Annotated in this window: 6 protein-coding genes; 3 read left to right on the top strand and 3 right to left on the bottom strand. The window is 59.3% G+C overall.

What is annotated here, in order from left to right:
• The first annotated feature begins 132 nt into the window (after window positions 1–132).
• The 3 genes from AWB65_RS35930 (at window position 133) to AWB65_RS29900 (ending at window position 3,586) form a co-directional block, all read left to right on the top strand.
• Complete coding sequence (locus AWB65_RS35930) at window positions 133–456, top strand: hypothetical protein (protein ID WP_125474248.1); 324 nt, start codon at window positions 133–135, stop codon at window positions 454–456.
• Window positions 457–634: 178 nt separating this feature from the next.
• Entirely contained in the window at window positions 635–1,039 is a 405-nt protein-coding gene (locus AWB65_RS29910) for a hypothetical protein (RefSeq protein ID WP_327359315.1), read from the top strand.
• Between the two features lie 1,098 nt (window positions 1,040–2,137).
• Window positions 2,138–3,586: an outer membrane protein assembly factor BamB family protein gene (locus AWB65_RS29900; RefSeq protein ID WP_159907859.1), complete on the top strand. Its 1,449-nt coding sequence runs from the start codon at window positions 2,138–2,140 to the stop codon at window positions 3,584–3,586.
• A 696-nt stretch (window positions 3,587–4,282) separates the two neighbouring features.
• Here the strand turns inward: AWB65_RS29900 and AWB65_RS35925 are convergent.
• From AWB65_RS35925 to AWB65_RS29885, 3 genes are all read right to left on the bottom strand, one after another.
• Complete coding sequence (locus tag AWB65_RS35925) at window positions 4,283–4,849, bottom strand: hypothetical protein (protein WP_125474247.1); 567 nt, start codon at window positions 4,847–4,849, stop codon at window positions 4,283–4,285.
• Between the two features lie 71 nt (window positions 4,850–4,920).
• The gene (locus AWB65_RS29890) at window positions 4,921–5,505 is read right to left on the bottom strand and encodes a hypothetical protein (protein ID WP_087670549.1); all 585 of its coding nucleotides are present in this window, start codon (window positions 5,503–5,505) and stop codon (window positions 4,921–4,923) included.
• A gap of 40 nt (window positions 5,506–5,545) precedes the next feature.
• Window positions 5,546–6,124, bottom strand: a complete 579-nt coding sequence (locus tag AWB65_RS29885; protein ID WP_125474246.1) for a hypothetical protein — start codon at window positions 6,122–6,124, stop codon at window positions 5,546–5,548.
• Between the last annotated feature and the right edge of the window lies 1 nt (window position 6,125).

The following is a 6,125-nucleotide window of genomic DNA, read 5'->3' as shown; positions in this document are numbered from 1 at the left end:
CGCCTTCAACAGGTCATTTATAAGCAGTTTGGTGTGAATTTTTCGAGGGTCTACACCAGACGGATAATGATTGATCTCGGTTTCGGCTGACCGGTTCCGAATTAGCGACGGCGTGGCCGCCTACGCGCAGTCGTGGTGGTGCCGCTCGACCCAGTTACCAACCCCCTTCTCAAGAATTGCGGCGCAACACCCGTTAAACACTTCAACGCTCAACTATCTGCTGAGAAACCGCCGTTGCGGAAAAGCGCGCATAACAAGATCGAGAACATAGGATCGGTGTCGTCGTTCCGGCACACAATGAAGCTGTACTCATCGGGCAGTGTCTGCAATTCCATTCAGGTGCCGCGTCGCATCTGCGGCTCGGTGGAGAGCGTCCTGATCGTCGCCATCGCCGACGGCTGCTGCGATTTCACTGGGGCGATCGCAGTTTCATGCGGCGCAGTCGTCGTCAGTTGAAATGCGAAGGTCCTCTGACGCGAAACTGTGCCGACACCACATTTTGCGAAGATTCACCGGTTTGGATTAGATTTGACGAAGGGACGACCCGGCCTATGGGTGTACATTCGCTGCGCATGGCAACGCTCCTGCTGTCTGAAGCCCGCGCCGAAGGCAAAGGCGCCCAACGAGATCGATTATGCTCAACGATGAAGAACTTGCTGCCGTCGAGGCCATTGCGCCGTTCCTGCTGAGCGAGGCAAAGACCGCGCTTGCCAGCAATGCGCGCTACACGTTCACGATGGAACTGCAAACGCACCTGCAGCCTGGCTTGCGGATTCGTTCACCAGAAAGTCCGGACGACGACCCAGACTCACCGCCTTTCCCGCTGGACCTATTCGTCGGCCTGCCACTCGCGGAGTTGCGCGCGCTCGCGAGCGCGGAACAAAGTGAGCGCGACGCGCTGGTGGCGCGCTTCGGCGCAAGCTTCGCGCCGCGATTGCTGCGGTCAATCCAGCATCTCGTGCCGCACGACGTTGACTACGAGGCGGGCTGCCAGAGCGAGCGTGGAACCATTGCCGTGCTGCTGGAAGACGACGGGTGATCGTCGAAACCGGGCGAACGCCGACCGCCATCATAAGCGACTTCGCTGCCGCGTCGCGCGCGTGCGAGACCTTCGCTCGACCGCGCGCGTTGAATCGGCGCGACGGTTGTTGGGATCGACCCGCAAAGCGGCCGATACCGATAAAACGATTCGCGGCTTGTGCACTTCTAGTCTTCCCCTTCGCGTCATTACGAAAATGGAGCGCTAAACTAGCGGTCCGTCTGTGGCTCCTACAATGGAGACAACCATGATCCGAGCAATCTGCACACTCCTGTCGCTTGCTGGTCTTTTCGGAACTAGCGTGAACGCGTTGGCTGACCCCCATACGAATCGAATCAGGTACCTGTGGTGGGAATTGCGGCGCCCATCATGGCAATTCGACGCGGGAGCTGGCTCTGCACTGTAACTCCGCCGATACCTGCCGTTATCCGGTTGCCTTGCCCGCGGCCCTTAGTACTCGAAAGGCTTGCAAGGCCGATTTCGTTGCCGAATGGTCTTGCGGGCCGGTAGATTTCCACCAGGCTGCAGTTAAGTCTGCCGAAGATAACGGGGGGATTCTCATACTGACTTGTATCCCGTCTACCGGTGCAGGCAAATAATCGATCCGGCAAGGGCAAGCATCAGGCAGGGGCCGGCCAGGACGCGTCATTAGCCCGCATCGTCGCTCGGTCATGCAAGTGGCGGGTCCGCTCAGGAACGAGTCATTCATGGCGATGGGGAAGTATGGAGGCGTACTCCCGGCTTCAGCACGGCGCCACACGCTTTTGCTTGTGTTCCGGACGAGCTCCCGTCGACCCGCCAGGACACACCGGCCGGCACAGCAAGCAATCTACTGATTAATGGACCATGGAATTGATGTCCGCTTTGGCCGCGCAACAGTCCTTAAAGTTCCAGAAAGACCTGCTATAACAACTCTGACGCCTACGGGTTCATGTAGCGTTTCGCCGGCGGTTACATAAAGTGTCTTGGTTATGGAAAGCATCCGGCCGCGAATTGGTTGATGTGCTGCGGCCTTCGCCGTTGCGCTCCCTTCCACGCCTTCGATCGTTTCCTATGTGCTTGCCAACCCGAAGATCTTCTCAGTTTCCGAGGTGCCAAATGAACGTAACGTCCTTCGCGCGCCGGGCAGCTTCGATACTCATTCCTGCCGCCATCGCAACGTTCACGTCGATATGCGCCAACGCGCAGGCGGTCGGCACGGACTGGCCCACCTTCGGGATGAACAAGGAGCGTATCGGTTATAACGCGGCTGAGCGCGTGCTCGGAGTGGGCAACGTTCCTCAACTGAGGCAACACTGGGCGACCGACATCGGAGGCCCCACCACCACGCAGCCGACGCTAGCTACCGGTGTTCTCATCAATGGCGTGCCGACGGATGTGGTGTATGCGGCTACATGGCTCGGCAGGATCGTGGCCTTGAACGCCGCGACGGGCGCGATCATCTGGAGCGTCCAGGCGCCTACTGTGCAGACCGACTGCGCTGATTTCAACGCGTCCAATCGCTTGCTCGGCACGATCGGCACGCCGACCCTCGACCGGGCCACTAACCGCATGTACGTGGTGACTGCTTTCGGATTTCTGCATGCGCTTGATCTGTCCACCGGCGCCGATGTTATGCCGTGGGTGCAATTGCTGGATCCGGCAAACGGATCGCCAAGAACGTTTGTGTATGGCAGCCCGACGCTCAACGGCTCCGACATCTATGTTGCCACCGCCAGCCGATGTGACCGCAGGCCATATCACGGCCAGGTAATACGTGTGTCGACCACTAACTTTGAGGTCCTGCAAAGATGGTTCCCCACCGGCGCGACAGGACCCGACGGCGGCGGCATATGGGGTCCAGGCGGCATCTCCATTACGTCGAATGGATTGTGGCTCTACACGGCGACGGGCAACTCGTTTTCAGATCCGGAGAATCTGCCCTACGCGGAGCATGTCGTGAGGCTGACGCCCAGTCTCGTCGTCGATGCGGCAGACGCGCCCGCGCCTCCGCCTCCGAACAATCGCGACGTGGACTTCGGTGCGACGCCGCTGCTGTTCCAGAGCCGTAATTGCCCGCCGATGTTGGCTGCGATCCAAAAGACCGGGATGCTGTACATTTACAATCGCAACACCCTCGCTAGCGGACCCATCAATTCTTTCCTGATCGGCGAATCGGACGGAAGAGGAAGCTTCAACGGTATACCTGCATTCGATCCGGTGCTGAACCAGATCTATGTCAGTTCGGGGTTGGTCAGCAACGGCCTCGTGGCGTTGTCGGTTCACACGGATTGTTCCATCGCGCCCGTCTGGAACCTGCGAGTCCGCGGCACCTCGATCGCTCCTCCGGTTCCGCCCGTGGCAGCGAACGGGGTCGTCTATTACGCCTCCGGCGTAGCAAGTGATGTGTACGCCGTCGATGCGCAAAGCGGCCAGCAGCTTTGGAGCACCGCCAGCCTCCCGGTTGCCGATCGCGTGACCGGTGGTATCTTCGCTTCTCCGACGGTCGTCAACGGGCAATTGTTCGTGGCAGGTTTCGACCACAAGATTCATGCATACGGATTGTAGGAAGATGCCTCAAGCGACCGGGCTTCGTGATCGCCTTCGAGCGTAGCGTGCTTGCCAGGCCTCGGCGCTGGAATTGCGAAATATCGCAAGACAATGCCGGTCGTCGCAATTGATATAGAACGCGGTCGTACCGTCGGGTGCCTATGAAAAGGCTGCTGGCCGTCGTCGGCTTTTAGGGAACGTCGGCAACAGCCGGGGACCGGCGGGCGATCCTATCTCAGCGAATGGCAGTTGAACGTTAAGCTGTTCGTAGAAGCCATGTTGAGTCGAACGGACGTACGGAGTCGACTTCTGCCCTACGCATACCGATCAAGGGCAGAGCACTCCGCGGGTTCAACGTCGGTCCGGGCTCGGCCAGCAGCGGTCATATATCCCGTCGGCGAGTCGGTCCTTCGGACGACGGCTAAGCTGCGGCCTGCGGTCAGTGGCGCCGGACTTACAGGTTCGGCCTCGATAACCCATATGCCTGGAGCGTCGAACATCGAACCTGTCGAGTTGAATAGGAGATGCGCATGGTGCTCATCGATCTCATCGTCCGCAAGCCTTTTGCAAACAGGGCATGACTGCAAGCGTGGCGCGCCTACGACGCACCTCGGCTAAATGACATGCTCGGTGACATATAGCTTATTGCTCGCCTTGCATACCGCATGCGCTACCGTTCGGCTCTATTCGTGCTCGTAGCGAATGCCCGAGCGTTCAATAGTGGATCGAGAGCGGCTCGGGGTAGTCGAGCGTGTAGACCGCCTCCACGCCCCAGGCTTCTGCCGTGAAAGGTGGTTGGCCGGAATGGCCTCCCGGGTAGGTATAACAGAACGTGCCCGATTTTGAACGAACAAGTATCGTCGTGGTGGGGCCGTCGGGCGCGAGATAAAGGGTTACCTTCCCGCCCAATCTAACCAGTTGGGATGGCCTCAGGACGGGCCAAGCATTGATGATGGCGGGGGGGCCGCTACAGTCTGGCGTCGGGAAGGCGAGCCCGCCTGCAGACCATGCGTATTGCGACGCATGTTGCCGGCCAGATTCATCGATGCGTCGATAGACACTCACGAACGTTCGCGCTCCTCCGACTGTCAGAATCACGCCTTTGCCGAGGCCCTCAATGGCCAGCGGCCCGACGACTTTCCCGTTCGCGTCGAAAACCTTGAGGACATCGTGCCCGTGCCGTCGGTCATCCCCGTGGACGACGTGTCCGTCGTGGTCACTGCCGGGGACCGCCGGCGTTGCGAAGAGCAGGAGAGTAACGACAAAAAGCAATCTGCACATTTCGGTCTCCCGTCAATGCGAGTGTTGTGACCTCAGCACGCCTTACCCCGGGGTTGTCTGCAGATGGATCGTCACCGGACGGTCAGCGGCTCCGGGAAGTGCTCGGAGAGCGAGAAGCTGCTCTCGGGCGTCCAGCCTTCCTCTCGATCAACGGGCGTCAAGCTTGCGCATGGGCCCTCGGCGAACCGCACCGAGCGCACCAACGGTGCAAAGTCGGACGAGAAAGAGTCGGGCGCAATGTAAAGCGTCGCTTCGCCACCCTGCCGCACGATGGCGGCAGGGCGTAAGTTACCGGTTGGCTCACCCCGTATGAAAGGCGGGCCACTGCAGTCGCTTGTTCTGAAGGAATACCCGTAAGAAACGTCGCCCCAGACGTAGTGCGACGCCAAAGTATGGCCGTCCGCATCGCTCGCGCGGTGGATCGGTACAAATACGATAGCGCCATTCACCGTTAGCACAACACCAGGGGGCGTGTTGTTGAAGAAGTCAGTGCGGCCGGACGTTAAAGGGCCCACGAATCTCCCGTGCGCATCGACAACTGCCAGAAAGCGACGTTCACCTTCATGCCGTGTACGTGGATCGTCGGCCGTTCCGCGGCCGCTCCATAACGATGCAACGGCAATTAGGATCACCGCAGTCTTGATTGGAGCTTTCACGAGGATCTCCTTCGCGGTACTCGGAGTAGCGTCATAGCATTCAGTAGTGAACGGTAAGCGGCTCCAGATAGTATTGTGTTAGCGCATAGGCAGACCCAGCCATCCAGACTCCTCCCACGCCTAGAAGGTTGTACGCGGTGCATTGATCTTTCGCGTCGGAGTAGGATCTGAGGTCGGCCGAAGCCGTGTGGGTATCGGAAGCAATGTAGGCCGTCACATCGGTGCCGCGTCGTACAACTTCGATCGGTCTCAGCACGGCAAAGGTGTCGATGACTGCCGGAGGGCCGCTGCAATCAGTTGTTGGGTACCACGGCTTTCCTTCCGCCCATGCATATTGAGAGGACGAGATGTGACCGCCGCTATCCGTCATCCGCCTTATCGGGACAACGACAGTCGCGCCGTTGACAGTGATGACTACACCACTCGAGAAACTCGAGAATGGAGCATTAACGAGCGGGCCGACCACGATGCCCCTGCTGTCGAATACCCGCAGCCTCCGAGGACCATCGTGGCGATCGCGGTCGCTCTCATCGCCTCCACCGTCGTTCGCAAGTGTGATCGACGTGAAAGTCAGGAAGGCAAGGCAGGCAAAAGAAGACTTTCGCAAGTCGAATTTCATG

Source organism: Caballeronia humi (assembly GCF_001544475.1).
Taxonomy (GTDB): domain Bacteria; phylum Pseudomonadota; class Gammaproteobacteria; order Burkholderiales; family Burkholderiaceae; genus Caballeronia; species Caballeronia humi.
Note: the sequence above shows the minus strand (reverse complement) of the source record. Positions and strands in the feature narration are given on the sequence as shown.